This is a genomic window from Tumebacillus avium (genome assembly GCF_002162355.1).
Taxonomy (GTDB): Bacteria; Bacillota; Bacilli; order Tumebacillales; family Tumebacillaceae; genus Tumebacillus_A; species Tumebacillus_A avium.
In genome coordinates this window covers 4,832,943-4,858,604 of the sequence record NZ_CP021434.1, presented here as the reverse complement: position 1 = coordinate 4,858,604, position 25,662 = coordinate 4,832,943, and the positions used below count along the sequence as shown (strand labels likewise).

26 protein-coding genes and 1 pseudogene are annotated in these 25,662 nt (G+C 47.1%); 15 read left to right on the top strand and 12 right to left on the bottom strand.

Going from position 1 to position 25,662, the window contains the following annotated elements; genetic code table 11:
- The first annotated feature begins 21 nt into the window (after nucleotides 1-21).
- From CBW65_RS22610 to CBW65_RS22590, 5 genes are all read left to right on the top strand, one after another.
- Nucleotides 22-1,377 carry a DDE-type integrase/transposase/recombinase gene (locus tag CBW65_RS22610; protein WP_087455884.1) on the top strand — a complete coding sequence of 452 codons (1,356 nt, stop codon included), beginning with the start codon at nucleotides 22-24 and terminating at the stop codon, nucleotides 1,375-1,377.
- The gene (locus tag CBW65_RS22605; protein ID WP_087455883.1) at nucleotides 1,370-2,170 is read left to right on the top strand and encodes an ExeA family protein; all 801 of its coding nucleotides are present in this window, start codon (nucleotides 1,370-1,372) and stop codon (nucleotides 2,168-2,170) included. The genes CBW65_RS22610 and CBW65_RS22605 overlap by 8 nt, the downstream gene beginning before the upstream one ends.
- 120 nt (nucleotides 2,171-2,290) lie before the next feature.
- Nucleotides 2,291-3,667: a Z1 domain-containing protein gene (locus CBW65_RS22600; protein WP_087458813.1), complete on the top strand. Its 1,377-nt coding sequence runs from the start codon at nucleotides 2,291-2,293 to the stop codon at nucleotides 3,665-3,667.
- Nucleotides 3,660-4,682 carry a PD-(D/E)XK motif protein gene (locus tag CBW65_RS22595; RefSeq protein WP_087458812.1) on the top strand — a complete coding sequence of 341 codons (1,023 nt, stop codon included), beginning with the start codon at nucleotides 3,660-3,662 and terminating at the stop codon, nucleotides 4,680-4,682. Before CBW65_RS22600 ends, CBW65_RS22595 begins: the two co-directional genes overlap by 8 nt.
- On the top strand, nucleotides 4,683-5,924 hold the full coding sequence (locus CBW65_RS22590) for an AIPR family protein (RefSeq protein WP_087458811.1): 1,242 nt from the start codon (nucleotides 4,683-4,685) through the stop codon (nucleotides 5,922-5,924).
- Nucleotides 5,925-5,942: 18 nt separating this feature from the next.
- Here CBW65_RS22590 and istB read toward each other — a convergent pair whose 3' ends face one another.
- Together istB and istA are read right to left on the bottom strand one after the other, a co-directional pair.
- Nucleotides 5,943-6,671, bottom strand: coding sequence for an IS21-like element helper ATPase IstB (istB, locus tag CBW65_RS22585; RefSeq protein WP_087455364.1), 729 nt, complete (start codon nucleotides 6,669-6,671; stop codon nucleotides 5,943-5,945).
- On the bottom strand, nucleotides 6,668-8,167 hold the full coding sequence (gene istA, locus CBW65_RS22580; protein WP_087455348.1) for an IS21 family transposase: 1,500 nt from the start codon (nucleotides 8,165-8,167) through the stop codon (nucleotides 6,668-6,670). Before istA ends, istB begins: the two co-directional genes overlap by 4 nt.
- Nucleotides 8,168-8,318: 151 nt before the next feature.
- Between istA and CBW65_RS22575 the strand changes: the two are divergent.
- From CBW65_RS22575 to CBW65_RS22565, 3 genes and pseudogenes are all read left to right on the top strand, one after another.
- Nucleotides 8,319-8,906, top strand: a pseudogene (locus CBW65_RS22575) (AIPR family protein); the annotation flags it as partial.
- Nucleotides 8,907-9,004: 98 nt separating this feature from the next.
- Entirely contained in the window at nucleotides 9,005-10,645 is a 1,641-nt protein-coding gene (locus tag CBW65_RS22570) for a DNA cytosine methyltransferase (RefSeq protein WP_087458809.1), read from the top strand.
- A gap of 190 nt (nucleotides 10,646-10,835) precedes the next feature.
- On the top strand, nucleotides 10,836-12,200 hold the full coding sequence (locus tag CBW65_RS22565) for a DNA cytosine methyltransferase (protein WP_087458808.1): 1,365 nt from the start codon (nucleotides 10,836-10,838) through the stop codon (nucleotides 12,198-12,200).
- A 38-nt stretch (nucleotides 12,201-12,238) separates the two neighbouring features.
- Here the strand turns inward: CBW65_RS22565 and CBW65_RS22560 are convergent, their stop codons facing one another.
- Nucleotides 12,239-13,438, bottom strand: coding sequence for an MvaI/BcnI family restriction endonuclease (locus CBW65_RS22560; RefSeq protein WP_087458807.1), 1,200 nt, complete (start codon nucleotides 13,436-13,438; stop codon nucleotides 12,239-12,241).
- 5 nt (nucleotides 13,439-13,443) lie between these two features.
- Nucleotides 13,444-13,671 (bottom strand): helix-turn-helix domain-containing protein, encoded by a 228-nt coding sequence (locus tag CBW65_RS25225; RefSeq protein ID WP_087458806.1) that lies wholly within the window; start codon nucleotides 13,669-13,671, stop codon nucleotides 13,444-13,446.
- 267 nt (nucleotides 13,672-13,938) lie between these two features.
- Between CBW65_RS25225 and CBW65_RS22550 the strand changes: the two genes are divergently transcribed.
- Entirely contained in the window at nucleotides 13,939-15,249 is a 1,311-nt protein-coding gene (locus CBW65_RS22550; protein ID WP_087458805.1) for a helix-turn-helix transcriptional regulator, read from the top strand.
- Complete coding sequence (locus CBW65_RS25220) at nucleotides 15,246-15,374, top strand: hypothetical protein (protein WP_269767975.1); 129 nt, start codon at nucleotides 15,246-15,248, stop codon at nucleotides 15,372-15,374. Before CBW65_RS22550 ends, CBW65_RS25220 begins: the two co-directional genes overlap by 4 nt.
- 154 nt (nucleotides 15,375-15,528) lie before the next feature.
- On the opposite strand, the gene tnpC is transcribed toward CBW65_RS25220, so the two are convergent.
- Genes tnpC through tnpA form a run of 3 tightly spaced genes read right to left on the bottom strand, consistent with a single transcriptional unit; the run spans nucleotide 15,529 to nucleotide 17,847 of the window.
- The gene (gene tnpC, locus CBW65_RS22545; RefSeq protein ID WP_087456260.1) at nucleotides 15,529-17,127 is read right to left on the bottom strand and encodes an IS66 family transposase; all 1,599 of its coding nucleotides are present in this window, start codon (nucleotides 17,125-17,127) and stop codon (nucleotides 15,529-15,531) included.
- A 58-nt stretch (nucleotides 17,128-17,185) separates the two neighbouring features.
- The gene (tnpB, locus tag CBW65_RS25430) at nucleotides 17,186-17,542 is read right to left on the bottom strand and encodes an IS66 family insertion sequence element accessory protein TnpB (protein ID WP_087456259.1); all 357 of its coding nucleotides are present in this window, start codon (nucleotides 17,540-17,542) and stop codon (nucleotides 17,186-17,188) included.
- Nucleotides 17,536-17,847 (bottom strand): IS66 family insertion sequence element accessory protein TnpA, encoded by a 312-nt coding sequence (gene tnpA / locus CBW65_RS22535; protein WP_087456258.1) that lies wholly within the window; start codon nucleotides 17,845-17,847, stop codon nucleotides 17,536-17,538. Before tnpA ends, tnpB begins: the two co-directional genes overlap by 7 nt.
- Nucleotides 17,848-17,948: 101 nt before the next feature.
- Between tnpA and CBW65_RS22530 the strand changes: the two genes are divergently transcribed.
- Nucleotides 17,949-18,218 (top strand): hypothetical protein, encoded by a 270-nt coding sequence (locus tag CBW65_RS22530; RefSeq protein ID WP_087458804.1) that lies wholly within the window; start codon nucleotides 17,949-17,951, stop codon nucleotides 18,216-18,218.
- Between the two features lie 24 nt (nucleotides 18,219-18,242).
- On the opposite strand, the gene CBW65_RS22525 is transcribed toward CBW65_RS22530, so the two are convergent.
- The 3 genes from CBW65_RS22525 to CBW65_RS22515 all read right to left on the bottom strand — a co-directional run bounded on the left by CBW65_RS22525 (nucleotide 18,243) and on the right by CBW65_RS22515 (nucleotide 20,157).
- Nucleotides 18,243-19,238: a CobW family GTP-binding protein gene (locus CBW65_RS22525; RefSeq protein ID WP_087458803.1), complete on the bottom strand. Its 996-nt coding sequence runs from the start codon at nucleotides 19,236-19,238 to the stop codon at nucleotides 18,243-18,245.
- Between the two features lie 101 nt (nucleotides 19,239-19,339).
- Nucleotides 19,340-19,708 (bottom strand): hypothetical protein, encoded by a 369-nt coding sequence (locus CBW65_RS22520; protein ID WP_087458802.1) that lies wholly within the window; start codon nucleotides 19,706-19,708, stop codon nucleotides 19,340-19,342.
- A 59-nt stretch (nucleotides 19,709-19,767) separates the two neighbouring features.
- Nucleotides 19,768-20,157 carry a hypothetical protein gene (locus CBW65_RS22515; RefSeq protein ID WP_087458801.1) on the bottom strand — a complete coding sequence of 130 codons (390 nt, stop codon included), beginning with the start codon at nucleotides 20,155-20,157 and terminating at the stop codon, nucleotides 19,768-19,770.
- A 201-nt stretch (nucleotides 20,158-20,358) separates the two neighbouring features.
- Here CBW65_RS22515 and CBW65_RS22510 point away from each other — a divergent pair, with 201 nt between their 5' ends.
- Nucleotides 20,359-20,715, top strand: coding sequence for a DUF6864 domain-containing function (locus CBW65_RS22510; protein ID WP_087458800.1), 357 nt, complete (start codon nucleotides 20,359-20,361; stop codon nucleotides 20,713-20,715).
- Between the two features lie 47 nt (nucleotides 20,716-20,762).
- Here the strand turns inward: CBW65_RS22510 and CBW65_RS22505 are convergent, their stop codons facing one another.
- Together CBW65_RS22505 and CBW65_RS22500 are read right to left on the bottom strand one after the other, a co-directional pair.
- Nucleotides 20,763-21,125 carry a hypothetical protein gene (locus tag CBW65_RS22505; RefSeq protein WP_087458799.1) on the bottom strand — a complete coding sequence of 121 codons (363 nt, stop codon included), beginning with the start codon at nucleotides 21,123-21,125 and terminating at the stop codon, nucleotides 20,763-20,765.
- A gap of 154 nt (nucleotides 21,126-21,279) precedes the next feature.
- Nucleotides 21,280-21,720, bottom strand: coding sequence for a peptidylprolyl isomerase (locus tag CBW65_RS22500; protein WP_087458798.1), 441 nt, complete (start codon nucleotides 21,718-21,720; stop codon nucleotides 21,280-21,282).
- Nucleotides 21,721-21,923: 203 nt separating this feature from the next.
- Between CBW65_RS22500 and CBW65_RS22495 the strand changes: the two genes are divergently transcribed.
- From CBW65_RS22495 to CBW65_RS22485, 3 genes are all read left to right on the top strand, one after another.
- On the top strand, nucleotides 21,924-22,895 hold the full coding sequence (locus CBW65_RS22495; RefSeq protein ID WP_198299699.1) for an S-layer homology domain-containing protein: 972 nt from the start codon (nucleotides 21,924-21,926) through the stop codon (nucleotides 22,893-22,895).
- Nucleotides 22,896-23,015: 120 nt separating this feature from the next.
- Nucleotides 23,016-24,095, top strand: coding sequence for an ABC transporter permease subunit (locus tag CBW65_RS22490; RefSeq protein ID WP_087458796.1), 1,080 nt, complete (start codon nucleotides 23,016-23,018; stop codon nucleotides 24,093-24,095).
- A 1-nt stretch (nucleotide 24,096) separates the two neighbouring features.
- Nucleotides 24,097-25,572, top strand: coding sequence for an ABC transporter permease (locus CBW65_RS22485; protein WP_087458795.1), 1,476 nt, complete (start codon nucleotides 24,097-24,099; stop codon nucleotides 25,570-25,572).
- The last annotated feature ends 90 nt before the right edge of the window (nucleotides 25,573-25,662 follow it).

Here is a 25,662-nt window from a genome sequence, read left to right as displayed (position 1 = left end):
TGGAAAGGACTGTAGATTCCTATGAAAAACGACAAAAAGGCAGAAGAGATCGCCGTCGAACGGATGCAGTTGATCTCTCCTCTGTTGGCCGATGGTATTGACCCTGGAAAAGCCAAAGAGCTGAAGAAAGCCATTTGTGAACAAACCGGCTTATCCGAAAGAACTCTCCGTCGTTATCTATCTGCCTACCGGGCCGAAGGTTTCGCCGGACTTCGACCTCAAGGGAAGGGTCAAAGGCAAACAGCCGAAGCAATTACTCCCTATCTCCTTGAGCAAGCCATCCTGCTTCGCCGAGAAGTACCCAGCCGCAGTGTTGCACAAATCATTCAGATCTTGGAGTGGGAAGGTTTAGCGAAGCCCGGTGAGATCAAGCGCAGCACCTTGCAGGAAAAATTGATGGAGAACGGCTACAGCACTCGCCACATGCGACTATACTCAACCTCTGGCCTTGCGGCCAGACGCTTTCAACACAAACAGCGTAACCAACTGTGGCAAGCTGACATAAAATTCGGGCCGTATCTACCGATTGGTGAAGGCGGAGCCAACAAGCAAGTCTATCTCGTTGCGTTCATCGACGATGCGACTCGTTATGTGTTGCATGCGGCTTTCTATCCAACACTCGACCAAACGATCGTAGAAGACTGCTTCCGTTTCGCAATACAAACAAATGGCGTACCTGATTCTGTCTACTTTGATAACGGCAAGCAATTTCGAACCAAAAGTATGACTCGTACATGTGCAAAACTTGGCATACGTCTTCGCTTTACTAGGCCATATGCAGCCGAATCCAAAGGGAAAATCGAGCGCTTCAACCGGGTCATAGACAGTTTCCTAACGGAAGCTGCGCTTGAAAAGCCCCAGACACTCGACCAGCTCAATCTGTTGTTCCAAGTTTGGCTCACCGAATGTTACCAGACCAAACCCCATTCCGCACTCGATGACAATTCTAGCCCGCAGGTGGCATTTCGAAGCGGCTCGACGCCGCTCCGGCTCGCCGAGGAATCTCTCATTGCGGATGCGTTTTTACACAGCGAAACGAGAAAAGTGGACAAGGCTGGCTGTATTAGTTTTATGGGGAAGAAATACGAGGTCGGGCTTTCTTTCATTGGACAAAAGGTTGAAGTCGTCTACGACCCGCGTGACATCTCGACGATTACAATTGAGTATGGCAGCCATACACCGTGGCAGGCGAAAGAACTGATCATAGGTGAATGGGCAGGAAGACGCCCCTCTATCCCGTCGACAATTGAACCGCTTATAGTCGAAGGTTCACGGTTACTGGACGCTGCGGAGAAGAAGAATCAAGTCAGGAAAGAACGTCAAACACGCGCCGTCTCATTCCGCAAAATTCGGGAGGAGGCGAAGCGAGATGTTTGAGGCGTTTTATGAAATGGCGAGAACCCCTTTTTCTCGTGATATGCCTACCCATGAGCTGTATGCGTCGGATGTTTTGGAAGAAACGCTTGAGAGATTGGAATATACGGCCGAAAGGCAATGGTTCTCCGTTGTGACCGGCGATTGCGGAACTGGTAAAACAACGACCATCCGCCGATTCGCGGATGTGCTCGACACATCGAGATTTAAACTGTTGTACCTATCCGATTCAAAGCTAACGCCTCGCCATTTTTACAAGGGATTGCTTGAACAGTTGGGGTGTGAAGCGAAGTTTTATCGAGGGGACAGCAAGAGACAACTGCATCGGGAAATTGAGCTGATGCGGGGGATTCATCGCCTGCAACCAGTCGTGGTGGTCGATGAAGCGCATCTGCTAGACAAAGAAATGTTTGAAGAAGTACGGTTTCTGCTGAACTTCAAAATGGATGCCCAGAGTCCAATGGCTCTGATCCTGGTCGGACAAAATGAACTGTGGGATCGCCTTCAACTCCAGATGTTTACGGCCATTCGGCAAAGGATTGATCTACAGTGCAAACTGGTTCACTACGACCGCGCACAGGTTGGGGCGTACATAGCTCGTCATCTGGAATATGCGGGCGTTAGCCGTGACATTTTCACGGATGGTGCGGTCGATGAGATCTATCGTTATTCAAGTGGTACGATTCGCTTGGTTAATAAGGCTGCCACACATAGTCTGATCTATGGAGCAGCAAATAAGCATCGAATCATTGACGACCACATGGTGAAACGGGTAATCGCGGGAGAATTGACTTGATTCTCCCGTTTTTTCTTTCAGGTTTAACATCGCTCACGCGGTCATCTTTTTCGTCAATTCTTGGACAGCAGAGCCTGTCAATTTACGGACATTATAGGGCAGTAGTAACAACATAACTCTATGCTCGTACATGTCACTAGGTATAATGCGGTTCAGAACAGAATCCACGAAATGGTGTCAGATTATGTAAGCAATATTTGGAGAGAGATTCGTTATGGACAATCAGGTACTAGTGATATAAAGAATGTTTTAAAAAAGCTATGGGAATCCGATTATGTTAAAACAACTTATGAAATGGATATTCAAGTAGCGCCTGAAACATGGGAACTAATCGAATCGCAGCTTCTTGCCACTATGGAAAGTATTAAGGTAAAAGAGATAAATGGATCTGCCGGAGACGTTCTTGATTACAAAGAATACAACGAAACTGGTTTGAATGTAATCGCCGTAGGTGGTGACAAATTATCTCGAGGATTAACCTTAGATGGCTTAACTGTTAGTTACTATCTCAGAACAAGCAAAATGTACGATACATTGATGCAAATGGGCAGATGGTTCGGGTATCGGGACGGCTATAAAGATCTGTGTAGAATTTATACGACAGGTGATTTGGTAACATGGTTTAGGCATATTGCAACTGCTATGGAAGAACTGAGAGACGAATTACAAACAATGGCAGCGCATGGCGCAACTCCGGAAGAATTCGGTCTCAAAGTAATGGCCCACCCCATTATGTCGATTACAAGTCAAGTCAAAATGAAAACTGGTATTCATATGAAATTAAGCTATGCCGGAAGTATTAGTGAAACCACTGTTTTTGATCTTGATGAAAAAATACTTGAGAGTAATTTTATACTCACGGACGAATTTGTGTCTAAATTGGGTACTCCTGATCAAAATTACTTTGCAAAACGTGGCAGACATAATCCAGGCAAGCATTTAATGTGGGATAACGTTGATGGAAGTACAATTATCGACTTCTTGAATGAATTCAAAACCCACAAGTATTGCACAAGAGCCAATGCTCGTTACTTAAGTCAATATATTACAAAACAATATCTCCAAGGTGAATTAACATCATGGTCTGTAGCCTTGATCAACGTTGGTGATAGTTCTGAAGATCAAACATTGGGTGGACATCATGTTGGGAGAGTAGAACGAAACACCTCAAAAGATGGTGTTATCTATCACGACACAATTGCATCCATCAAACGATTGGTTACACCCGATCACGAATTGTTTGATCTCAATCAGAGTCAAAAGGAAATAGTTAATGCTGAAAAAATGTCCAATAAAGAGGTAAGAAAGACTTTAAGGGACAAGAAAAATGGACTTCTTTTAATCTACCCGTTGGATGTGTCTAGTGAGGTATTTACGATGCATGACTTAAAACACTCCCCAATTGGTATTGCTCTAAGTTTTCCAGGCAGTGACACTGCTCTTTCCGTTGATTACGTTGCAAATAACGTTTTTGGGGAGCTGGAGTTGAATGATTAATATTTTGTCTATTTTGGAGAGTTTGGATAATGATCCGAAGGTAGCAAGTACCGATTTTCTTCTTGCTAGATTCATCTCAAGTTCTTCGCCAGTAAAGGTTTTTATTGGTACAGACAAAAGCAAAGAAAAACGATATATTTTGATTAAGCTCTCTGGCAAGTGGTCTGATAGTGAACTGGAACAGCTTCCGCGTTGGGACGGTATGGTTGTAGAGCAACTAAAAATGAGTATCTTGAATTACACTAATAGTCCATTTCTATTACTATATAACCAGAAAGCGGAAGACCGTGAGATCTTTGAAGTGTTCATGGGGAATATCTGTAATAAACTTTTGGAATTAGACACCGAAAGTATATTGCACGTCTTTCTGAAAAACATCTTGCAAAAATGGAAGATGTTTTTCAGTTCTTACGGGAAAGGCGGACTATCTAACATACAGCAGCGCGGCTTGTTTGGGGAATTATGGTTTTTAAACCGGTTGATAGATTCTGGAAGTCATACAAATGTAATAGAATATTGGCAAGGTGTTGAACGAAAGAACCATGATTTTGTTAACCAGACCATAGCCGTTGAGATCAAGACTTCAATATCGAGCTCACATCGGAGCTTTAAAGTATCAAGCGAAATACAGCTTGATGATACCGGGTTAGATGCTTTATTTTTAACGTACATTTCTATTGGGGAGTTAAATAATACAAGTGCTTCCTTACCAGCTATTGTCGAAGAGATTCGTTCAAAGTTAAGTATTGATCTAGTTGCATTGGGCCGATTTGAAGAACTGTTGTTATTTGCGGGCTATTTGGAAATACATTCGAAAACATACACAACTGGGTATGTAATTCGAGATGTTCTTTCCTATCATGTAAATGATGATTTTCCTAGAATTCTCGTTGCTCAATTACCGGTTGGCGTCAGTAATGTGACTTATTCAGTTGACTTATCGGCATGCGAATCACATAAAACAACTACAGAGAAAGTAATTGTAAAATTATGTGGAGTGGAGGAGCAGAGCTAAATGATTACCTTGGATACATTTGCGAAGGAATTCTTGGAAGAAACACTGGGGGATACTCAAGCGAACAATAGTTCCCAAGAAGATACTTTTACTGAAAAGTTTTGTGGGTACTTAGTTGACGCAGAAGAATGTTTTGATCCCCAAGTGTGTTTTTTTAAGAAAACCGGGATGAAAATTAACGCCTATGAGTATCGGGAAGAAACCGATACTCTTGTGTTATTTATATCGAGTTTCGATGCAATAAACCATGTACGTAAAATTAATGCGAAAACAATCGAAGACCTTTTTAAGCGTGGGAAGAACTTTTTTGTCAAAAGTCTAGGCGGACTAGCCGAAACAATCGAAGAATCCCACGAGGCTTACGCACTAGCACACCTCATTTATGAGCAGCGTGGTAATTGGAGTAAGCTAGAAGTGTTTGTAGTTACGAACGGGATTACGAACAACCAACTTCCACTAAATGAAGATTTTGATGGTATCAATATTATTTATCGTGTTTGGGATATCGAGCGACTTTACCAATTTGCACATCAAAATATTGGGCCGGAATTGCTGAAAATAAACTTTGTAGACGAATTTGGGAGAACGTTGCAATGTCTACGAACTCTGGACGAGAATGAGGTCTATACCTCCTACGTTGCTATTATTTCTGGAGAAATGTTGGCGAAAATTTATGAAAAGTGGGGACAAAGGTTGATCGAGCGAAATGTTCGTTCTTATCTTCAAGCCACTGGTAAGGTAAATAAGGGTATTCGAGATACTCTATTGCAAGAGCCGCATATGTTTTTGGCTTACAATAATGGTATTTCAACTACCGCGGAAAAAGCCGTTTTCAGTGGGAATTCTGAAACGGATGAAACATTGGCATTAGAAGAGTTAGTGGGCTGGCAGATCGTCAATGGAGGTCAAACAACAGCTTCTTTGTATTATGGATTGAAGCATAAACAAATCGATCTATCAAAAGCTCAAGTACAAATGAAACTTACAATTCTAAAGGATCTGAGTCAGGCAGACCTTGTAGTTTCTTCGATATCGAAATATGCAAACAGTCAAACGAAAATCAATATTTCCGATTTTAATTCGAATGACAAGTATCATATTGCCTTGGAAAGGTTGTCTAGAAGTATATGGGCACCAAATAAAGATTTTCGTGGAAAATCTACAACAATGTGGTTTTATGAAAGGGCTAGAGTGTGTTTCGCAACTAAAAAGTGCAGAGTGTCGCGGCCATTTTGTGCATAGCACCGCCAACACCGAAATTTATGAATTTACGCTCGATAGAGCATGGCGCAAGCGATAACTCTCGCCCGTGAAGCCCAGAATGTGCGCGTGGTGAACCAATCGGTCCACCAGCGCTTTGGTCAATCGTGTATCACCGAACACGCTGTTCCACTGTCCAAACTCCAGATTGGAGGTCACGATGAGACTTCGCTGCTCGTAGCATTCCGAGATGACGTGAAACAGAAGTTCAGCGCCCGTTTGGTGAAACGGTACAAAGCCCACCTCATCCAAAATCAACAGGTCACACTTCATCAGTTCCTTATGAAATCTCGTCAAAGTCCCGCTTTCATGTCTTTCCAGCAATTTTCCAACCAGCTCCGAGACACGGTAAAACCTCACGTTATGCCCCTGCCTACAGGCTTCCATTCCTAAAGCAATTGCCAGATGGGTTTTCCCAGTTCCCACCTTGCCCAACATCAAAATGTTTTCTTTATGTTTCAGAAAGGCGAGTTCTCGTAACGACTGCTCCGTGCAATGATTTGGAAACGTGACTTCCTCAAAGTTGTACCCTTCAAACGTTTTCAAATGCGGGAAATTGGCGCGTTTCAACAGTCTTTTCATCTTGCTGGACTCACGTCCTTGGATCTCCGACTGCAGGATTGCCAGCAAGAAGTCAATCCGATTCTCGAACGGAACCGAATCGTAGTTGCTCATCACATGCGCCAGATGGAGCGTTTTGCACGCCTGCGCCAACATCTCTGTATTCATAGTGTCACCCCCAGCAGGTCGTTGTAATTAGCCAAGTCACCGGGATGATAGCCTTGAATCTCTGTCGGGGTGTGTAGCTCTTGGAACGGTTCAGGATGAAACTCAGGATGCCGTTTCTTGTACAAGGCGTGCTCTAGAGCCGTTTCAGCGCGAGAATCCCAAGGCATGAGTTCGTGCAGGCCATCGGCGATCTCCTCCATCGAATAGTTCTCCAACAAACGTCTCACAAGTGACAGGCGTGCCTTACAATTCTCCGACTCCACTTCCCTCAAGAAGCGTTTCAGGGTCTCGGGCATCATCGACACAAAGGTCGAGTATTTGACGGAACGGGGGCGCCGCTTGAGCCCGTCCAAAACGGCTCTCCACTCGACTTCTATCGTCTTGTCCGTATAGGGGCGCGGAAACTCGAAGATCTTGCTGTAAGATTCGTCCAATACCTCAATCCGATCCCACTTGACCTTGAGCAACACACGCTGCTCCGCTTTGCATTGCGGGAGTGGATACTTGACTTTCTCGAACGACAGTTCACGATATTTGTTTAATCGGCCTATATCCAGGCGAAAGACTTCGAGCGGTTCTAATGGCAGGGAGTAAAGCATTGTCTGCTCCTGTCGCCATAGATCGTCCACCTTCTCCTTCTTCGCATAGTGAATGCGTTGACGATCCTCCCTAGATTCCTTTTCCAGATGTTCAGCCAATTGGTCGAGCGATTGAATTATGGGGATTGGGACACACCAATTCCTCCTGCCGTAACCGACCTTGTTCTCTACATTTCCTTTCTCGTTGCCACTTGCCACATTGCAGAAGACTGGTTCGAAACGGTAATGAGCACAAAACCTTGCGAACGCATCAGTCGGCTTTCGGTCACCGTTCTTCTCAATGGATGCAACCGCTGCCGCGAGGTTGTCAAACCAGATTCGTCGCGGTACACCACCTATTTGCTCAAAGAGGCGCTTCAAGGCTTCGAGGAAGCACTCGCTATTTTCCGAAGGAACAGGGAATGCGAAAGCAGCGTTGCTGAATGGGAAAGACGCTGTAAGAATCTTGCGCTCCACCAACTTCCCATTCTGCGAAACATGCGCGGTTCCAAAGTCCACCTGGGCTTCGCCACCTGGATGCTCCAGCCGTTCGTAACTCTTCGCTCGTTCATGGGCGTAAGCCGCCCGCCATTTGGACACGTACTCCTGTACCGTTCGTTCGCCGCCATTAAATCCATGCTCTGTTTTGAGACGGTGGAAGACCCGCCGAGCGGTGTGGCGCTGTTTGCGTGGAAGAGCCTCGTCATCCATAAGCCATGTATCTATGATTTCGAGAAACGGACCGAGAACCGGATAACGTCCGAATCGTTTTCCAGTCGTCTCGTTCCAATCGTCCTTGTCCGCATATTTTTTGGCAGTTCTCCAATTTATGTCCAATCGTTCTGCAATTTCGGTAATCGAACACCCTTCGTGTTCGCGCAAAAATTTGATATACTGTTGCTCAGGCACTTTCAACATCCTCTCGATCCCCCTTGGTCGTCGCAAACCGTAGGGTAAGATAGTAGATCGATGTTGGCAAGTGCTTTTTTAATGCCAAAATGTCGCGGGCAAAGTCTGCACTTTTACGCCGCGACATTCTGCATTTTCATTATGCGATAAACAGGCTAGAGGCCAATATATGGTTGAAGCTAATCGACAATTGTCACCTAAGAAAAGAAAAGAGTTTTTAGATCGACATCCAAACAAGCAAAAACTAGTTAAAACAGCAGTTGCTAAATACGATATGTCTTGGAGACAGTTTCCCCACTTAGTCAGTAAAGGCGGTGAAACAAATTTTGTCCATTTTACCAAGGTAATCAATGACGAATTTGCCAATAAGGAACCCGATCAGGATTATTTCAAGGAAATGGTTGCGAAAGCGATTCTTTTTAAAGAGTGCGACAATATCGTTAGAGATCTTGATTATCCTGGTTATAAAGCAAATGTAGTAACATATTCGATCGCTTTATTATCTTATCTGACTGGACAAAGGGTAGATCTACTGCAAATATGGCAACGACAAGATATAGATGAAAAACTAAGAGAAATGCTCACAGAAATAGCTAAAATCGTATGGGAACATATTACCCATCCAACGGCTGCTGGTACAAACGTCACTCAATGGTGTAAAAAAGAAGAGTGCTGGGATCTGCTGAAAGAGCGTCAAAGTCTTATACCTACAGTAGCGGAGTTTGTTGCAACCACACATGAAGCATAGATTTCTACTTTTTACCTTTCTTAGACATAAGGAGGGTATTTTCTCTGTTTTATTGAATAAATAGAACATTCGTTCGAAGTTCAGGAGGAAAACGGTAAATGACAAATCGATTAAAAGTAGTAGACCTTTTTGCAGGTGCAGGAGGATTAAGTCTTGGTTTTGAGCAGACAGAGATGTTTGAAACAAAGGCTGCAGTTGAGATCAACTTGTACGCCATTCAGACCTATATGAAGAATCGAGGAGGAGTTAAGGTCTATAATGATGTAACAAAACTTGATTATGAGGAACTTAGCAATAAGTTTGGACAAATCGATGTAGTAATTGGGGGTCCGCCTTGCCAAGGATTTTCGAATGCAAATAGACAGAAAAATTCATTGATCTCAGGTAATAATAGTTTGGTTAAAGAGTTTATTAAAGCAATCAAGCATCTTACTCCTAAAGCATTTGTTATGGAGAATGTTAAAACCATAACCTCAGATACGCACAAATTTTTCCTTTCTTCCGATATGGAAAATGAACTTGATGATTTAAATATTACAACTGAAATAGAATATTTGAGTCTTGGGAAAATTCCTAGATTTATAGATGAGTTGAAAAGGTTTGTACAAGTCCAAGAAGTTTTATCACAATTCATCCTTAGAAAAGATGTAATGTCAAAACTTAACTCGTTGTATCGTGTGCGATCCTCGTACCAAAATATGAATAACTATATGCAGAAGAATATCAATGTATTTAAGAAGTTTATAGATGAATGGCGGCGAATTCATGTTCTTTGGGGCAGAGATTATATGGAGCTTTGGGATAGTCTTGGTGTTGAGATATCTGAAAGTATCACTAATGGTCAAATCTCCTCTAAATTAATCGATAATATTGAATCTATCATCCAGATTCAGAAAGTTATTTCCAAGATTTCCGAGTTAAAAGCAAATAGCATAATTTACAGCTTCATGAATACCGGTGACGAGTGTACTGTCGAAGTCAAGACATACAAAGTTTTCGATTATGTCATAGCAAAACTTAGAAGTATGCATTATGCAGTTGATTTTGAGGTACTTAGTGCTGCTAACTTTGGTGTTCCTCAACACAGGGAGCGGTGCTTTGTAATTGGTATTAGGAAAACAGTGGATAGTCCAGAGCCCAAAATAAGTTTTCCGAAAGGTTTTCTTACTGAAGGGGAGTATTACACCATTGAAGAGGCTATTCAAGACCTTGAGGATATTGAGCCAAGTAAGACAGTAGTGTCTGGAAAAATCAATTTATCTAATATACCTACAAACCCATTACAAAGACTACTCCGTAGTAAGGGTAATGAATTATATAATCACATTACGACTGATACACGACCAACTGCGATGGAACGATTTAAATTACTAGATCAAGGTCAGAGTTTTCAAGATCTTGATGAGGACAAGAAATCAAATTATACAGATCCTAAACGTACACAAAAAACCGTGTATCTAAGATTAGAATATGCTAAACCTTCTCGTACTGTGGTAAATGTTCGTAAGTCTATGTGGATACACCCGACAAAGAATCGAGCTGTAAGTATTAGAGAAGCAGCTAGATTACAATCCTTTCCAGACGATTACCGATTTATGGGGAGTAAGGATTCCCAATACCAGCAAATTGGCAATGCTGTCCCACCGTTATTAGGTCGAGCGATAGCGGAGCAAGTTTTGAGTCTACTTGGAAATCCAGTTAATAGCAGCATTGTCAATATACTAAAGCGCGAAGTTTAGGTTTATTTTTCGCTCCTATAAATTATCCACCACCTTATTTATGTATAGGTGGTTTTGTTTTTTACTTGAGACGATTCCAAAAAGGGCACTATTTTCTATGATTTAGGCCTGGACAGATCGGCTTTTTTTTAGGATAATAACATTATACGAAAGTACGTTCGAGAAAGACAGTGAAGAAGAGGTGTCTGAAATGAAGCCATTAGCAATTGACTTATTTTGTGGAGCGGGAGGGATGAGCGAAGGGATTCTTCAGGCAGGGTTTCACATCATTTTTTCAAGTGACATAAATCGAGACGTCATGAGAACATATACGAATCGGCATGAGAAGTTAGGACTTATTCAAGGCAAGAATACACACTTCGAATGTGCAGATATAAGGGATCTTACGGAAGAGTTCGTGAAGGACGCAGTAAAGAACCTTAAGATGTTCAGTGGACAAGCTTTCCCCGAGATTGATGCAGTTTTTGGTGGTCCTCCGTGTCAGGGGTTTAGTCGGGCGGGACGTAGGGACAAGAATGATCCTCGTAATCAGTTGTTTAAAGAATATATTCGTCTTATCCGAGATATTAAGCCCAAGTATGTTGTTATGGAAAATGTAGAAGGTTTTCTTGATACGAAACTAGATAATTTTATTGGAGTTAATGGAGAAGTATATCCTCAAAATTGTCTGGTACCTGATATCTTAAGAAGAGAATTTGACGGCATTGGTTATGTTACGATAGAGCCGAGGTTATTGGATGCGTCAGATTATGGCGTGCCACAAAAACGAAGACGGGTTATCTTTATCGCTTTCCGAAATCATGAAGGGGATCGGCTGGCAATTCCAAGCTATCCCGAAGCTTCGACAGCAGAAAGTGATCAAAAAGTAACCGTAGATGAAGCAATAAGTGATCTGGTGTTTGGCAAGCAATGTCAAGCTTTTGGTCTTTCCGACTATCAAAACGATTCAAGAAATGGGAGAACTCCGACACTTGCCGGAGGACGTATTCCTAGTAACGGCGTTACCTTAAATCACGAGTCTTCAAAACATACAGCTGTTGTGCGTGAACGATTCTCTTTGTTTCAGGAAGGTGAAAGCGCAGCACAAGTCGCCAAGAGAATTTTGGCCCAAGGAATTGATTATGAAAAGTATCCAAATCTAATCGAGGAATGTATAGGGAAACTGAAAGGGAAGTATGAGGCAGATCGGATAAAAGAAGCATTCAAGAGCGGGAAAATCACAGAGGAAATGCTCAAGGCGTTGCTAACAAAAAAGAATAGTCGTATTAGGTTAGAAAGACACCGACAGTCGTTAACAATGGTTACCTTACCTGATGATTTTATCAGTCCATTTGAGGATCGATGTCTTACGGTTAGAGAGATGGCCAGACTACAGTCATTCGATGACAGCTTTGAGTTTTTAGGTAAAAGAACTACGGGCGGAGATCGGAGAAAGTCAGATGTACCACAATACACTCAGGTTGGGAATGCGGTCCCTCCCTTATTAGCTAAAGCAATTGCATTAGAAATCAAAAAAGCAATCCTAGCAAGTAAACAGAGTCTTGTTCATCAATAATAAAAAACCTCTGCCATATGTCGGCAGAGGTTTTTTTATTAGAGTCTTTCCTGTACGTATTTAAACAGTCTAGGTACATACTTTTTGTTTTCAAGCCTCCACAAGAATCCGTGATCACGAACTTTTCCGTCCGAAGAGTGAATTGCAAAATCTACTCCAACTAGGTTTTCTTTGATCATGGTGATGAATTCCACAAACGAAACTTCTTTGCAATGTAACACTGAATCGTAAAGAAATTCTTCGGAGCCATCTTTGTTTTTTCGTGCTTGAGCTGTCACGAATACGCTCTCTTTATGCTTGCTTTCGAGAGAATTCTGTAAATCGATCATAGAGTAATGGACAACGTTTACTCCATCACGCAAAACGTAGATTAGTCCATCTTTCTCTGACACGTCTAATGACCAGCCTAAACTATTTGGCACGACCTTAATAGTACAGTAAAGGGCAGTACGTCCTCGTATCTTATCACAATAGCCAAATTCTTCGACTAGTCCTTTTCTAGAACCGGCAATTCCCCATTGCGGGATTAAAGAAAAAAGTGTTTGTTTCCCTGTTAACGCTTTTCGAGTCTCTTTTGATTGAGCAGATCGTGTTGTCTTAATCTCTATACCCTTATAGTCAGGAGCCTTGTCAGAATTAGCAGCAATACCGAGCAGTGCCTCGAATGTGAAACCAACACCTGTGTCCCCAGATTTTAACGACTTAACGAAACCCAGTGAGCGAATCTGTTTGATTTTTTCTACTAACTCATCAATGACTTCATCTTCGTCATTGTCACCTTCGAAAGCTGCAATTGGGATTATCGATGATCCAACAAATTGGCCACCTTCTTCTCCGAGATTGAACAACGTACCCACTTCTAAGTAGAGTGGGTCATCTGGACTAACAACAAAACATTCGTACTCATAGTTGTCACGGTATTTGCCCACAACAATTAATGAGCCTTCGATCTTGTTGTTCAAATTTTCGGGTGAGAGGGATGTCATACGTCTTTCGGGATATCTGTGATAGTGCTTCCACTTACTTTTCTTTTGTGCCCATCCCCTTGACTCTTCCCAATATGTAATGATATCCTCCTCGTAGTTTTCAGGTGTATCCGGAATGAAGTTTTTGAATGTTGGGAAAAGTCGGTATGCGTGAACTGGAATCAAAACCCCATGTCGTCCGCTGTCATCATTGCGGGTTAAAACTTTACAGAATACGTCATCGATTTTCTCTGGTTTTTTGAATAACTGCATGTATTCTACCCCCTATGGTACGTTTCTGTTTTTAGTAACTCGGAGGGGTGTACGTCTAGAGCATTCGCAATTAATTCAATCGTCTCCAATGTTGCATTTGATTTGCCTGCTTCGATTTGGCCGATTGTCGTTCTGTCCAATTCGCACATTTCAGCGAGCTTTTCTTGCGTCAACCTTAGGGCTTTTCTGCGAGAAGAAACGTTGTAACCGAACTCCACTTTTAAGGTCCTCATTTTCTCACCTCGATCCTCTATGAAAAGTTTAACAGCAAATCTTCCGGTAGTATGCAGATTATATCCGTCATTTTATAGGCTTAATTCTTAATTCCCCTTACTGGTTTTTGGGGATAGATAGGACAAAAAAGGACCTGAATCGTTGATTCAGGTCCTTTTCAGGAAAGCAAATACAATCTGGTATTAGATACGCTAACTGGAATATTCTCTACCTCATCTAAAAATATTGTGATATGTTATTAATGTTAGGTTGAGGAGGCGGAGATTTTGAAAGACAATCAAACAGAAACCTTAGGTGAAAAGATCAGGAGACTCCGACTTGAAAAAGGTATGAGTCAAGGCGAATTGGCTGATGGTTTTGTTACAGTTTCTATGATCAGTCAAATTGAGCGCGATAAAAATACAGCCTCGATAGAGCTGTTAAGACATATTGCACGGAAACTGCAGGTACAACTTCATGAGTTAGTTCGGGACGAAGTGGATCAGATGGAGTTGTACAACCGCCACAAACTTGCAAAGATTTACCTGGAGACTCATCAACCTGAGCAAGCAGAACCTCATCTACTTTATTTAAAGCAGCAATCTGACCTTTCGTATGCAGATCAGCTTGAAGTAGCTATTGATCATGCGGAATGTATGATTCAGCAAGGGATGTATGAATCGGCAATCGAACTCTTGACTCCAACAGTAACTGAGTTAGAAACAAATCTTTTTGATGACGTACATACCTTGGCTAGAATGCGAAATAAGATCGGGAATGCACATTTCTTAAGAAATGAGTTCACATTAGCCTACTACAATTATCAAAAAGCGTATGACCGTATTGAACGTTTCTCCGCCTACGATCAATTAGCTGCGTTCATATCATATAACTTAGGGAGAACATTACGCTTATTAGGACAATACAAGCAAGCTGGGGCATATATAGAAAGTGCGCAGGGATATTTCCAAAGCAATCAAGACGTTAGACGTGTTGCAGATACTCTTTTTGCGAATGCACAAGTGTATTACGAAGCTATGGATCAGAAAAGAGCTGCGGAACTCTACCAACAGGCACACGTCCTGTATACGGGGTTGAATCTGATTTCTATGGCCGTTAAGGTTCAGCACAATGTTGCCGTATTTCTTATCGAGGATAAGGATAGAGCACTTCGAGAGTTGAACGAATGTGCTGAATTTTATCTACGGGACAATGATTACACGAACTACTTACTAGTTCTTTCAAAAAAGGCAGAACTACTCTTGGATCAAAATCTAGAAGAAGCTGAAGCAATGCTCACACTTGCAGAAGAACTCATCAATCGACAATCACTTCAAGAAACCGAGGAATACGTGTACTATCTCCGGATTAATGCAAAGTACTTTTTGCACTGCAAAAGGTACGCTGATAGCCTGAGTTGCGCGTTAAAATCTGCAATTATCTATGCTAGAATGGGAGTCATTGCCGAACAAGTGGATTCTTTGGAAGTTGCTGTGGATGCCTACCGAGAATCCGGTGATCTCGTATCTGCATTGGATTTGGAAAGAGAACGTAACAAACTGATGGCACAACTGTATCGGAAGGAGGCTGTAAGATGAGAAAATATGTGGCATTAGGTCTCTTGGTTTGTATTATGGTGATTTCTGCACTGACAATGGAAGTAAATGCTAACGCCGAGTCAGTGCCTGGTCCCCCGGTTATGGGCATCTCAGTACAAAAATAAAGTATGATGAAAGCCATGACTTAGTTGTCATGGCTTTGTTGTACTTGGCTCCGAGATGGGTAAGCGTAAAACAGTCCCCACCTTGTGTCGTTTGCCGAAAGGTGGGGACTGCTTGAAAGATATTCATCGTAAACAAAACACGAATAACCTTCAGCTACGCAAGAACTGAAGGCGATTCGTGCTTTTTATTAAATACTCGGCAGATGAGCGGCAGCGTGTCCGACCACGGGAGCAAGCGATCCAGCTCATGGTGATCATGAGGGTTCGCAAGGTTGGGCAGGGTCTCGAAGAGATAGGTCAGGTAGACCAGCGGATTTACCCCGTTCGCCTTCGCCGTCTCGACAAGACTATAGATCACAGCGCTTGCCTTTGCGCCGCGTGGAGTATTGGCGAACAGCCAATTTTTCCGTCCAATCACGAATGGTTTGATGGCGCGTTCACTTCGGTTGTTGTCGATCTCCAAACGCCCATCGAGCAAAAACGCCCCCAATGCTACCCATTGGTTCTGGCAGTACTTTATGGCCTGCCCCAGTGCGCTCTTCGGTAACGCGCGGGATTTTTGAGTCTGTAGCCATACCGAAAATTCCTCCAGTATGGGCCGACTACGCTCCAAACGGGCCGTGTATCGTTCTTCCGGCGAGGCATCTTTCATCTCGCGTTCGATCGCGAAAAGACGATTGCAGAACTCGAGCCCTTCTTTCGCGGTTACAGCTGCGGTTCGGCTGGAGGCCGGCAATGCTTTCAGAGCCTCGTCGAACTTGCGGCGAGCATGTGCCCAACACCCGACCAGGGTGACGTTAGGGATCTTCTTATACCCCGCGTATCCGTCCACATGCAGGTAGCCGTGAAACTCGGACAGGAACTGTCGCGGGTGTTCGCCTGCTCGTGTCGGCTGGTAGTCATACACGATGATCGGATGACTGTTGCGCCCGGTACGGTAAAGCCAGAGATACGATGTGCTCTTGGCTGCCCGACCCGGTTCACGCAGTACTTGCAGGGTCGTTTCATCGGCATGCAGAATGTCTTGCTTCAGCATGTGCTCTCGCATACGATTCTCCAGCAGGCTCAGCCAGCGGTCAGCTGCATAGATCATCCAGTTGGCCATCGTTTGTCGCGACAGGTTTACTCCGAGAAGCATGAGTTGCTGCTCCTGACGATACAAGGGCAAGCCTTCCCCGTACTTTTGATTCATGATAAAAGCCAATGCGGATGGGGAAGCCAAACTGCCAGGATATACAGGTTGCGGCATGGGAGCTGTCAGCACGGGAGTGCTGATCTCCTCACGCTCACAACGGCGGCACGCATACACATAGCGAACATGCTTCAACACTTTTACTTGAGCCGGGATGATTTTCAGCTCTTGGCGAACCTCCGTGCTCATTTCATGGGTGGGACCACCGCAGCACGAGCAGACCTGCTCGTCTTCCGAGAGACGGTATTCCACCGTTTCAACCGGCAGGTTTTCAAGCAACTCTTCTCGCTGTCCACGTTTCTTCTTGCGGACGTATTGAATCGTTTCTGCGGTCGGCTCTGGCACGGCAGTGGAGGATTCGGATTCCGCTTCGTTGAACAGTTCCAACTGATCCGCGTTTGTCCGCTCACTTGAGGCACCGAAACGCTTCTGTTGGCTGAGACGAAACTGTTGTTCCAACCAGTTGAGCTTAGCTTTCAACTCTGCGTTTTGTATTCCAAGTTGTATGTTCTGTTTTTGAAGTTCTTCAATGGTGGTTGGGATGGCTATTGTAGGTTTCATACTTTTTTCTTCGCCTTGAAGCTCTCATTCTCCTAGTGAGAACAAGAATTTTTTCATACTAAATCACCGTCTGTGCGGTGAGTTTCGGGTGTGCCTTTCGTTGCTGAAGCGACAAGCCATCCAGAAGCCACCGCAACTCTCTTCGACTGATCTGCATCGTTGGACCAGATTTCTTTTGCGGCCATTGGAAGGTTCCTCGCTCTAAGCGGCGATAGTAGAGCCAAAAGCCGTTATGCTCCCAGTGCAGGATTTTAAGTTTGTCTCGTTGCCGATTGCAAAAGACAAACAGGCATTGGGAGAATGGATCCAGTTCGAAACTCTCCTGAACCAAGGCGGCCAAACCGTCTATCGACTTGCGAAGGTCCGTGTGGCCGCTGGCTATGTAGACACGAGTTATGTCGGTTTCGTTTAACATATCGTTTGCAAGGCAAGGACGACATCCGCCAACAGGTCTCGATTGAAACCTGGCTTGACTTCGATCACGGCAGAGCCAATTTTGACCTGCAAGCAGGAGTCGGTTTCGTTACTTGGCTGTTGGTCTGCGCAGACCTCCAACCAGCGAGGTGAAGGCATCTCAGTGTTGGAGAGCTTGCGCAGCCAATAGTAGTACTGGCGAGAATTGATCTGATGAGCTGTACACCACGCCGCTACACTTTGACCGCTGGCGCGGCAGTCAGAGATTCGAGATTCCCATACAGCTCGAAGCTCGCTTCGAGTCATAAAAAATTCCTCCTCATTTCCGTCTGAGGAGGATTATCTCATGCTCTATGTTTCGTGTGGAGGTGGGGAGTATTAGACGCTTACCGAGATGGAGGGGAAAGATGAGACATTCTTTGATAATCTGGTCGGTGATCTCCGCGATCTATGCAGTCCTCGCCCTGTTTATGGGGATAACGCTGAAAGATGAACTGGTAATGCTGCTCTGGCTGTATTTGGCGATCGGCATACCAATCCTGATTGCTTATCTGCTGCTGGTTGTGCTGTATCACACTGCTTCTCGTAAGGTGTTCTGGATGGTCTTGGGCTTCTTTGTACTGATTGGAGCAGGGATTGTTGGATATGACCTGATGACGGGGCCGACTAGATTGTAAAAGACTGAGTCCGTGAAAACGAACTCAGTCTTTTTTGCATGCTTGAAGTTGCTCGATGATCGCTGCTTCGTCTAAATCCTTCCCGATAAACACTGCAAATGCTCTGCCATTGCCGTCTATGTCAACGATGGCTGACATCGGCGCGCCGGGCTCGTAGTGGAACTCGTGGAGCATGCCGTGCTCGGAGTCTTTGTAGAACCCTTTCGCACGAAGGACGTTGTCCGGCAGGGCTCTTAGGAAGTCCAAGAACTTCTCCTTGTCCACCGCCCCTTGAAACTCGTAAGTAAACGTCTGCAAGTTCCCGAAGCTGGTGCGCTCACGAGTGGTCGGCTTCACTTGCCCTACGGTGCGGCGGGTGAGTCCTTTTGGTTTGGCGGAGGCAGATGGCTTCTCTTTTGGCGTGGTACGCACTTCGAGCAGTACTGCGGCGTCTACCTCGCCCTTGTAGACTTGCAAGAGTGGTGCGTTGCTGTTCAGCTCCTGTAGGACGTTCTGCAACGACTCCCAGCGCTCGGGCTTCACGAGGTCGGTTTTGGAGACGAGGATCGCGTCGGCGTATTGCACTTGCTGGATCATCGTCCGCTCGTTCGCATCGAGGGACTCAGGGGAGAGGTCCAGTGGGAAGCGTTTGGCGCTGACGAGGGTGTAGATGCCTGCGAGGTGCATGATGTCCGCCAACTCAGGCTCGACCAGCGCTTCGACGAGGTCAACAGGCGAAGCGACCCCGGTGGTTTCGAGGAAGATCACGTCGGGCTTGTACTGCGTGACCATCTGCTGCAGGGTGATCGCTAGGCTTCCGCGCAGGGTGCAGCACACACAGCCTTCGAGCAGGTCCATGACGGGGACGGCGGAGTTTTGCAACAGAAGGGTGTCGACGCTTTCCGAACCGAACTCGTTCATGAGGACGGCGGGGGTCTGGCCAGCTGCTTTGACGTGGCGGAGCAGGGTTTTCAAAAGGGTGGTTTTGCCGGCGCCGAGGTAGCCGGTCAGTATGTAAACGGGAATTGAGTTCGTTGTCATTGATAGGTCTCCTTCCGTGAGTAGGAATCATCTCTTAGTCTACGGGAGGATGCGTGAGGACGCAAACAAAAAGAGAGCCTCAGAGGCTCTCTTTTTCTATCTTATCTCCAGTCGAGAATGTATGTGCTGCCGTTGAAGCCGGTCACGCGGAAGTAGTAGGTGCCGCATACCAGCGAGACGGTCTCATCGTCGCCGTAGGTGTCGTAGATCCCGATGCGGGTGCGCTCGGAGTTGTACACGTACAGGTTGACTTCGCCCAGGATGTCGGTGGAGTCGAGGTACATGACGCCGCAGCCGTAGGACTTGAAGTAGTCGACGTCCCATTCGCCGCCGATGGTGCCGTTGACGTTTTCTGCGAAGAAGTTGGAGTACTCGAACATGTCGTTGTATTCGGTTTCGGCGTAGGCAGCAGATGCTGCGCCGAGGAGAACTGCGGAAGCCAGGAGGCCGGAGATGAGTTTCTTTTTCATAGAGATCAACAACCTTTCATGAGTAGGTACGTAGCTGGATATAGGGCTGGGGAGTAGGCTTACTTCCAGGACAAGGTGTAGTCGGCACCTGCATCGCCGGTGACGAGGAAGTACCAGGTGCCGCAGTTGAGCGTGCCGGTCTCTTCATCCATGGCGGTGGTGTAGCTGCTGTGTTGCCAGCCGTATCCCCAAGATGCTTTGTCTTGGTAGATGCGCAGGTCGACATCGCCGGTCAAGCCGATCGCGTCGAGGTACAGATGGCCGCAGCCGTAGGAATAGGACCAGTCGTAGTCATTCGCATCGCTGATCACGCCGGAGATGCTGCTGTCGAACCAGTCAGCAAGGTCTTGGCTGCCGTTATATTCAGCTTCTACTGCTGCAAAGGCGGACGTGGTGCCGGAGATCAACATAGCTGCTGCGAGGATTGTGGTTGCGAGTTTTTTCTTCATTTGGAATCACCCTTCTAATCTGTATATTTTTTCTATGGAAGTATCATACAAATGAAGTGGGGTTCATGTCAATATAAATATTTGAAAATGATTATCATTTACGATTGTGAAATTATCAGATTAATATAATTTATTCATAGGTGCAGAAGAGGGGGAATACGATATACGAGAGTGATAGATTGGCAGAAGGAGAGAGGGTACATGATCCTGACGGTGGACGGGCTGGAAGTGTTGGAGAGCGGGTCGCTGCATGCATTGCATGAGGAGTCGTTGTTGTTTGAGTTTGACGATGGAGACGGGGCGTTGACTGTAAGGTTGACGTTTAAGGATAAGCGCAATTGTGAGCGGGACGTGGAGTTTGAGGAGCTTAACGAGTGGGAAGTGCTGCTGACGTTTGTGAATTTTGACGACCCGGACGGGGTCTCGAATAAGAAGAAGTTGCTCGAGGTCGGGGAGTTCCGCGGGCGGAGTTTGTATTTGCGGTATTTTGTGATCGGGTCGAAGGACTCGGAGAACATGCTGGTGCATTACACGTGGTTTTTAGGGCCGAAGGAGTAGATGGAAAAGGGACTCTGTTCGTGTTGAACAAAGTCCCTTTTTGCTGCTTATCTCCAGTCTAACGCATAGTGGCCGCTGCTGCCGAGCACACAGATGTAGTAGGTGCCGTACGGAAGGTAGACTTCCTCATCACCGGCCGTGGAGTAAACGCCGATGCGGACCATGTTGGCATTGTAGACATACATGTCGGTGTTGCCGAAGAAGCTCTGGTGGTCCAAGTACAGCGTGCCGCCGCCAGTGGTGTAGAACCAGTCTTGGTCGTCGATATTGGAAATGTCACCGGAGTTGTTGTCAAACATCACATCGGCCGTTTCCCAGGTGTTGTTCGGCTCCGTCTCTGCGAATGCGGCAGAGGCGCTGGTCATCAGCAGTGCAGAGGTCAGGAGTGCAGTTGCAATTTTTCTTTTCATCGGATATCACCCTTCGTTTGAGTTTTTAACGATAGGGATATCATACGATGATTTTGATAAGCGGGCTTCTCAGGAATTGCTGTTTTTAAATCACAATTTTTGCTGTGGAAAAAGAAGAGCCGACTCCTATACGGAGTCGGCTCAGTTGGCTTGCTTACGCCTCTACAATCTTTACAGACTTCATCTTATCGCCTTGCGCGATGCCGTCGATCAACTCTTCACCAGAAAGGATCTGGCCAAACACAGTGTGGTTGCCATCGAGGTGAGCGGTGGTCTTGCGGTCATGCACGATGAAGAACTGGGAACCGCCGGTGTTGCGGCCGGCGTGTGCCATGGAGAGGGCGCCTTTTTGGTGTTGGTGCGGGTTGCCTTCTACTTCGCACTTGATGGTGTAGCCAGGGCCGCCGGTGCCGGTGCCTTGCGGGCAGCCGCCTTGGGCGACGAAGCCCGGGATGACGCGGTGGAACTTGAGGCCGTCGTAGAAGCCTTCGTTAGCGAGTTTCTCAAAGTTGGCTACGGTGCCCGGTGCGTGCTCGTCAAACATTTCGAATTCCATCACGCCGCCGCGCTCGAGTTCGATGATTGCTTTTTTCATTATGTAGTCACTGCCTTTCGTTATGTACTTGCTGCTTACCTATCCCATTATACACGAAAAGGAGCCTTGCCAAAAAGAGGAGGGGCTTTTCTCGCAGGGGGTCTGTCGAAGTAAGTCGAAAGTAGGAGACAGAAAACCGGGACAAACTCCGAACTTTGTACATGTGCACGGGGGCACAGGGAGAAAGCAAGCAGGAGGAGATCATGAAAAAAATCATCAAAGCACTGCCTTTGCTGGCGCTGGCTGCCACCATGTTTTTGGCCATGCCACAGACCACAGAGGCGGCAAGTGGAAATCCATTCAGCGATATCGACAAGTCGTATGCAAAAACCGAAATTCTTTCGATGTACAGCCACCACATCATCCAAGGCTTTTCTGACGGCACATTCCGGCCCACACAGCAAGTGACGCGGGCAGAGTTTGCGGCGATGCTGATCAACGCCAAGAAACTGCCGCTCGCAGATCCTTATAAAGGAGTGTTTCGCGACGTCCCGCGGGGAGAATGGTACACCACCTACGCGGAGCTATCCTATCGGCTGGGCGTCACGAGTGGAACCGCCGACGGCGTGTTCCAACCGAACAAACCGTTAAGTCGGGAAGAAATGATCAAAATGACGGTCAGCGCCCTCGGCAAGGAATCGGAGTCGGCGCGCCGCATGAGCTACACCGCCTATTCCCGCGCCATTTCCGGCTACACCGACCGCGGAAGCATCTCGTCCTGGGCGGTGAAAGCGGTCGCCTACGCGACCAATGCAAACATCATTCACGGATCGGGCGGCAAAGTCGCTCCGAAACGCTACGCAACACGCGAGGAAGTGGCGACGTTCCTCTACCACGCGATCATGCAGCGGCCGACGCCGACGAAGGTGTTCAACATCTCGTCGCGCGGCGGAATGGGCGTGAACTACCACACGAAAAAAGCGACAGAAGCGACCGCCTACACCTACTCGGGCAACCCGGCGTACACCGGCATCAATCCGCGCGTCGGCATGGTCGCCGTCGACCCGGCACAGATCGCTCTCGGCTCGCATCTGTACATTCCGGGCTACGGCTACGGGATCGCGGGTGACACGGGCGGCGCGATCAAGAATCTGCGCGTTGATCTGTTCCATCCGGACTACTACTCCGCCCGCCTGTTTGGGCGCAAGGCGATGGATGTTTACATTTTGGATTAGTTTTGATTGCAAGAAATTTACAATATAGTTACAAAGGGTGCGAATTGAGGAAATATTCTCGACGCACCTTTTTTTTGTGCTACATTGGAATTAATTGGTGTAGCAGGGAGTTGATCTCATATGATGATTCGTTTACTAAAAGGACTTATGCTTGTCGTCTGCGTACTCGCAGGCATCTTATTGGTCAGTAATTTGGGCTACGCGATCGACGCGGTTGCGCATGACCGGGTGCAGATCACGATCATGCCTGGCGCAAAAGCGGAAGAGATCGTGGCCCGCTATCCGGGCTTGACGCTGATTCAGAAAGAGCCGAGCATCATCGTCGGTTATCCGGAAGCGGAGGAGCAGAAATACAAACAGCTGCTGAAGATGGACAGGCAGATCGATTTGACAGTTGTGGTGCCGGCGTTCCCACGTATTGATTGGGAGCAGTACGGGGTGGTGCTGAAGCGCTCCGTTGAATTTTATGCAAAAGGCGAGCTGGGCGAGATCACGTTCCAGACGGATATCTATCCGCGCAATGAACCGCTGGAGCGGCATTTGGGCGATATGGTGCAGCGGACGTTTTCCTACCTGATCCCGGCGTTTGTGCTGGCCGCTGTCGGCGGACTTTTGACGGTCCTGCTCGCGGTGCTTCTGCCACGGGTGGGCAAGGTGCTGGATGTGCTGAACCGGGTGCTGCTGTCACTGCCCGATTTCTTTTTGATCGTGATGATCCAGTATGCGGCGATTGTGATCGACAAGCAGGCGGGGAAACCGCTGATCGTGGCGATGCAGTTCGGGGATCAGACGCCGTTTTTGGTGCCGCTGCTGGGGATTGCTTTGTTGCCGGGGGCGATTTTGTATGGAACGCTGCGGCTGGCCTTTGCCCGCGAGTGGCAGGAGGCGTATGTGCGCACCGCCTATGCCAAAGGGCTGACTCGTCCGATGGTCGTCCTGTCGCATCTGCTGCGCAATACGTGGGAGGATCTGCTGGCCGTTCTGCCGCGCATGGTGTTGGTCGCGGTGACGTCGATGGTGGCGGCGGAAGTGATCACCTGGACGTTTGGTTTAGGGGGCTACGCATTTGCCGACGGGGTGACTTCGGTGTCGTCGTTGCCGGTGACTTGCGCGATTCTGGCGGTGTTTACGCTGGTCACGAACGGGTTGATCGCTTTGGTGCGCCACCGCCGGGCTGTGGCGTTTAAGGAGGGGAAGTAGCATGATGACGCTGAGCGGAATGCGGTTTCAATACGGGCTGGCCTGGACGCTGCTGCTTCTGCTGGCGGTGGTGACGGTGTTTGGCAGCTATCTGATGCCGAGCACGATCGGGGACCTCGACAAGGTACAGATGGTGGAACAGGTGATCGACGGCAAAAAGCAGATGGTCATGCCGCCGTTTGCGCCGAGCCGTGAACATTGGCTGGGGACGGATCATCGCGGGTACGACATGCTGAGCTTGCTGTTGAACGGTGCGAAGTACACGATTGGCTTTGGCTTGCTGGTGACGGCGACGCGTTTTCTGCTGGCTGTGCCCATCGGGCTGTACAGCGGAGCGACCGGCCGATTGCGCGGCGTGATCCGGGTGTTGCAGATCGTGACGACGTCGGTGCCGGCGGTGCTGATCTTGTTTACGGCGCTGTATCAGTTGGCGGGGCAGCTGTACATCAACCAGGGGTTGATGCCGAACGACCCGCGCGTGCTGTTTTTTGGCCTCGTGGTGTTCCTGATGCTGGTCGGGGCTGGGATTTTTCCGCTGGCCGATCAGTTCGCTGACCGGGCGAAATTTTTCAGTGACAAGGAATTTATCAGCGCTTCCCGTGCCTTGGGGGCATCGACGAGCCGGATCGTATGGCGGCATCTGTTCCCGCATCTGCGGCCGGAGCTGTTGTACGGGTTCGTGACGGAACTGGTGCAGGTGCTGTTTTTGGTCGGGCAGTTGGCGGTGCTCAGCGTGTTTATCGGCGGGAGTGAACCGTTTCACCTCGGCCATGAAACGCAGATCAACTTTATTCTGTTGTCGATGACCGGCGAATGGGGAGCCATGATCGCGTACGGCATCGGTTATATTAACAGCTATCAATGGCTGGTGGCCGCGCCGTGTGCGTTTATGGCGGTGTCGGTGCTGATCCTTTCGTATTTTGCACATGCGCTGCAGCAGCGGATGGAGCATCCGGCTTTCTATCGCGGGCAAAAGGTGTGGAAGAACAAACGAGCGGTCGGAGCGGCCGGTGTTGTGGTCGCAGGCTGTTTGGCGCTGGTGCTGCTCGCGCCGAACAAAGCGCCGGAAGCGGTGGCGGCGAACGGCGAGTTTGGCGCAAGCGCGGTCGATCAGGTGATCACCGGGGCGAACGAGATGGGCTTGGAGTCCACGCTGGTCAATGCGGGGGAGTTCATGAAATTTTTGAAGCAAAATCGGTGGGACAGCGCGCAAGCAGCCTTTTTCGCGATTCCTTCCAAGCAACCGCCACAGCCGTTTGACAGCTGGCTAGAGGCTTTGTCTTCCGGGGAGTACAAGTTCCTGAAAGCGGAGCGGGTTTTCAAACAGGCGAACGGGCAGCACGGTTATGACGTGGAACTGCAGGTGCAGAATCCGCAAGGCGAAGTGGAATTCTGGGTGCTGGAGATGATCGGGACGGGGCGCATCCAGTCGGCAAAAGGCGGTCCGGGCGAATCGGTGCCGATCATCTTGAAATGAGAAAGTGATCGGTTTGATATTGTCAGGCGAAAGGTTGCAGTTTATAAACGATCTTAGCCTGAGCCGCTAAGATCGTTTATCTTATTGATA